Raw genomic sequence first — 4513 nt, forward strand, 5'->3', positions numbered from 1 at the left:
CGTTACAAAAAACATCTGTACCTGTCGCTACGCTTTCGGTACAAAAAATATTTGTAACTGCCATTTCACTTACATTATATAAGGCATCTGATGTTAAAATTTCCGACTCGCTCCTCCACCAGCAGATGAGCCGCCTCCGAATCCTCCAAAACCACCGCCCCTAGAGCCGCCACCTCCAAAACCACCTGGAAAACCACCCGGAAAACCGCCACGTCTACCAGAACGAGGCCCTCCTCCTCTACCATTGGAAATAAACGTATAAATAATAAGTACGATGATAACAATTAAAATAATCATCCACGTTGGCATTTCTTCATCAGCTGTATTTGCAGGCATCTCTCCATCCCAATTATACTCTTGGGCGACAGTTTGAAATACTTCAGCGTACGTTGCTTTAAATGCCTTATTAATGTCTCCAGCACGTGCATCTGGATAAAACACTGTATCTAAAATGCGCCCCAACTTGCCATCAGGTAATGCTCCTTCGAGACCTTGACCTACAGCAATAACGACATCATTATTGCCATCGCCCTGCCCAAATGTTGCTAAAATTAAAACACCATTATTTTTTTGCGCATCGCCAATACCCCATGAACGAATCATTTTTGTTGCATACATTTTTGGTTCTTCTCCGTTAATAGTATCTACCGTTACGACCATAATTTCAGCACCTGTACCTTTGTCTAGCTGCTCTGAATAACGATTGAGTTCTTCCTTTACGGATGTTGATAAAACATTAGCAAAATCATGAATATACGTATTTTTCATCGGTGTCGGCATTGCGGCATCTGCCATTCTTATAGATAGAATAAACATGATGCTAACTATAGCAAGTTGGAATATCAACCGTTTCATTATTGTTTACCTGAACTGCCAAAATCTATAGATGGTGCCTTTTCAGCACCCGCAGCTGCTTTAAAGTATTCTTTCTGTTCAAAACCAAACATCCCTGCAATAAGATTGCCTGGGAAACGTTTAACCGTTTTATTAAAAGTCTGCACTTCATTGTTGTAGTCTTCTCGAGCCACTGCTAAACGATTTTCTGTCCCAGCTAATTCATCCATTAATTGACGGAAATTTGCATCTGCCTTTAAATTTGGATAATTTTCTACGACTACTAGTAATCGACCAAGTGCTCTGTTTAATGCATCATTGGCAACCGCCTGTTCCTTTGGACTTTGCGCACTTCCCATTTGTGCACGTGCCTCTGTAATGCTAGCGATCACTTCTTTCTCATGGTTAGCATAACCTTTTACAGATTCTACTAAGTTCGGAATCAAATCGTAGCGACGTTGTAGCTGATTTTCAACCTGCGCCCATTTCGAATCTACGCTTTCCTCGGCCGTTACTAGACTATTGTATTTTGGAATAAATAGTAAGGCCAATACAACTAAAATAATAACGATTATTCCTACAGGTCCAAATATTTTTTTCAATTCTAAAACCTCCTTCGCTTTCTTTTAGCTATCATCCATGTTTTGGCGATAAGCCTTTCTTTTTTCTTACCACTAATGTGCAGCAAAAAAACATCTCTATTCTACATATATGCAAATGCATTAATACCGTATGAAATTTGTCTAACGTGCCATACTTAATACTGTAACAAACTATGATATTTAGGAGGCGCTTTTTTTGACACAATCGTTTCAAAACGAATCATCAAACCAAACATCATTCAACCAACAACAAAGCCTAAATCATGGTGGACATGAGCAAATGGACTTGCATGAAACAATCGGTGCAATCATTGCTTGTATGAATCAATCCATTGTTTTACGTCCACAGGTTAAGGACACAGAGTTGCTTAGCATTTTGGATCGCCAATATAATTTCACATTAGGTATGTATAACACTATTGTGGAATCTTATAACACAGGTCATGATCCGACTGTTCCTACAGGTCGCTATCAAATGGAGACAGGAAATAATTTTAAATATGGAATGAATCCTGGCCAACCTAAAAAGCCGATGCAAAATGCAAGTGAACTCAATGATGAATGTATTTCTGGCTTCTTACTTGGCGCTCAAAAAGGTGTGGCAAAAGGTATGACTGCAGCAGCAACAGAAACTACAAACCCTGTTGTTCGTCGTGTTATTGCAGATAGTATTCCCAACTGCATTGAAATGGCATACGAATTATCTATTTACCAAAATATGCATGGCTACTATCAAGTACCTCAATTTTCTCAACAAGATATGCAAACGATGCTTAACGCATACGGCACTACAACAAATCCCCTTCATTAATGATAAAAAACAAGAGCAGCCCCATCTGTGGTCACTATCACACGGGGCTGCTCTTGTTTAAAGGATTTTAAAACTTTTCCTAATGCTGTAGATGCCCAAAAAGCTCTTCCCGCGTCCCCTCTTCGCCAATATAGCCATCATTCATAAAGACAATACGATCTCTTTCTAAAAATAAAACAGTGCGAATCATAACTGAAAATAGCACCAGAAATAAATGTTTATACATTCATTTCTGGTGCTATTTTTAGATTATTTGCAAAAAAAAAGAATCCCCTCAGATAGGATTCTTTTTTTCGACTAGTATAACTAGTCTTCACGTACAGTATGTTCACTAAAAAATAATTTGGAGTTGTTGCTTTTTTGAAGGTTTGAAAGAAACAAATACGGGAATAATGCCTACTAGGCAATATTTCCATTATTTTTCCTTCTCTTTTCCCCACTAAGCAGGCTGCTAAACTACTTATTAGGAGAATTGAGTTATAAAAGTAAATCAAATAATCAGTAAAATGGCGCCCTCGGAGGGAATCGAACCCCCAGTGCAAGAACCGGAATCTTACGTGTTATCCATTACACCACGAGGGCAATTAAACAAAAAAAAAAGTACTCACCCTAGGCTTTACGAAAAGCATGATGTAGATAACCCTCATTTGAAGCATACCTGACAAAATAGTGTACTGTACTTTAACTTATGTGACCTTATCAATTATACAAACGTATTGCCCATATTTCAACTATAGAATGCAAAACATTTTAACTTTTTTTATTTTGATTCATTAAGTGTCAAAATACCTATAAAAAAAAGATAATCCTCTGACGGATGTCATGGATTTTGAATTGCGCGGACACACTTTAAATTCTGGACATACTGTTTATCTGTGTGAGAGCGAGGCGTTCGCGGTATTTTTTATCTGCGTGGAAGCGAAGCGGCAACGGTAAATGTTTTTGTAGTTAAAGCAATGCGGAGGCATCAAATGTTTTCTGAGCGAACGCGAAGTGGCGGCATCTAATGGTTTCTGGGCGAACACGAAGTTGCAGCGTCTAATGTTTTCTGGACGAAAGCGAAACGGCGGCATCTAATGGTTTCTGGGCGAATGCGAAGTTGCGGCTATAATTACGCCAAAGCAAAATTGATTTAATTTATTTTACTTTAACAGGGTTAATATTTGACCTTCCCTGACTATAATGTGTATGATAAGGATACAGCTGAATTACCAAGGAAGTTTTCAGCAAAAGTATTCGAATTTAGTTTTTTAAGGAGGATTTAACATGAATTTAATTCCTACAGTTATTGAACAAACAAGTCGTGGTGAACGTGCGTATGACATCTATTCACGACTACTAAAAGACCGTATTATCCTATTAGGAAGTGCAATTGACGACAACGTTGCTAACTCAATTGTTGCTCAACTTCTATTCCTACAAGCAGAAGATCCAGACAAAGATATCTTTCTTTACATTAACTCACCGGGTGGATCTATCACTGCTGGTATGGCAATTTATGACACAATGCAAATTATCAAGCCACAAGTACAAACAATTTGTATCGGAATGGCTGCATCTATGGGTGCTTTCCTACTTGCTGCTGGTGAACCTGGTAAACGTTTCGCATTACCGAATGCTGAAGTAATGATTCACCAACCTCTTGGCGGTGCACAAGGTCAGGCAACTGAAATCGAAATCGCTGCAAAACGTATTTTATTCTTACGTGAAAAATTAAATGGAATTTTATCGGAACGTACTGGTCAACCACTTGAAGTCATTGCAAGAGATACAGATCGCGATAACTTCATGACAGCTGAGCGTGCAAAAGAATACGGCCTAATCGACCAAATTATGGAACGTAAATAAAAATGCTAAAGGCATCCCAGATTATTTCTGAGATGTCTTTTTTTGTTTTTCGACATTAAATGTATGTATGGTTTGATGAGGCTATCCTTCACTTTGATTGGGCTATCCGCGATTTTGATGGTTTTATCCACGACTTTGGCTACTCTATCCATCATTTTGATGGTTCTATCCACGATTTTGGCTCTTCTTTCCGTCGTTCTGACTTTTCCTTCCGTCGCTTCTGCCTTTCTTTCCGTCGCTTCGACTATTCTTTCCGCCGCAACCTTTTCTTTCCGTCGCTCTGACTTTTCCTTCCGTCGCTTTGGCCTTTCTTTCCGTCGCTTTGACTTTTCCTTCCGTCACTTCGGCCTTTCTTTCCGTCGCTTTGACTCTTCTTTCCGTCTCAGCCTTTTACTTCCGTCGCTCTGACTTTTCCTTC

5 protein-coding genes and 1 tRNA gene are annotated in these 4513 nt (G+C 39.0%); 3 read left to right on the forward strand and 3 right to left on the reverse strand.

The annotated features are described in order from the left end of the window. Positions 1-93: 93 nt before the first annotated feature. Positions 94-855, reverse strand: a complete 762-nt coding sequence (locus tag ACMZ42_RS09575) for a TPM domain-containing protein (protein ID WP_415731311.1) — start codon at positions 853-855, stop codon at positions 94-96. Next, positions 855-1436, reverse strand: coding sequence for a LemA family protein (locus ACMZ42_RS09580; protein ID WP_415731312.1), 582 nt, complete (start codon positions 1434-1436; stop codon positions 855-857). Before ACMZ42_RS09580 ends, ACMZ42_RS09575 begins: the two co-directional genes overlap by 1 nt. A 196-nt stretch (positions 1437-1632) precedes the next feature. On the opposite strand from ACMZ42_RS09580, the gene ACMZ42_RS09585 reads away from it, so the two are divergent. Further along, positions 1633-2247 (forward strand): spore coat protein, encoded by a 615-nt coding sequence (locus tag ACMZ42_RS09585; protein ID WP_415731313.1) that lies wholly within the window; start codon positions 1633-1635, stop codon positions 2245-2247. A 507-nt stretch (positions 2248-2754) separates the two neighbouring features. Here the strand turns inward: ACMZ42_RS09585 and ACMZ42_RS09590 are convergent. Then, a tRNA-Arg gene (locus ACMZ42_RS09590) sits at positions 2755-2829 on the reverse strand. A gap of 684 nt (positions 2830-3513) precedes the next feature. Between ACMZ42_RS09590 and clpP the strand changes: the two genes are divergently transcribed. Together clpP and ACMZ42_RS09600 are read left to right on the forward strand one after the other, a co-directional pair. Next, positions 3514-4095 (forward strand): ATP-dependent Clp endopeptidase proteolytic subunit ClpP, encoded by a 582-nt coding sequence (gene clpP, locus ACMZ42_RS09595; protein ID WP_132361998.1) that lies wholly within the window; start codon positions 3514-3516, stop codon positions 4093-4095. 93 nt (positions 4096-4188) lie between these two features. Beyond that, positions 4189-4503 (forward strand): hypothetical protein, encoded by a 315-nt coding sequence (locus ACMZ42_RS09600; protein ID WP_415731314.1) that lies wholly within the window; start codon positions 4189-4191, stop codon positions 4501-4503. The last annotated feature ends 10 nt before the right edge of the window (positions 4504-4513 follow it).

The sequence above is a fragment of the Lysinibacillus sp. NPDC056185 genome (assembly GCF_047737915.1).
Lineage (GTDB): Bacteria > Bacillota > Bacilli > Bacillales_A > Planococcaceae > Lysinibacillus.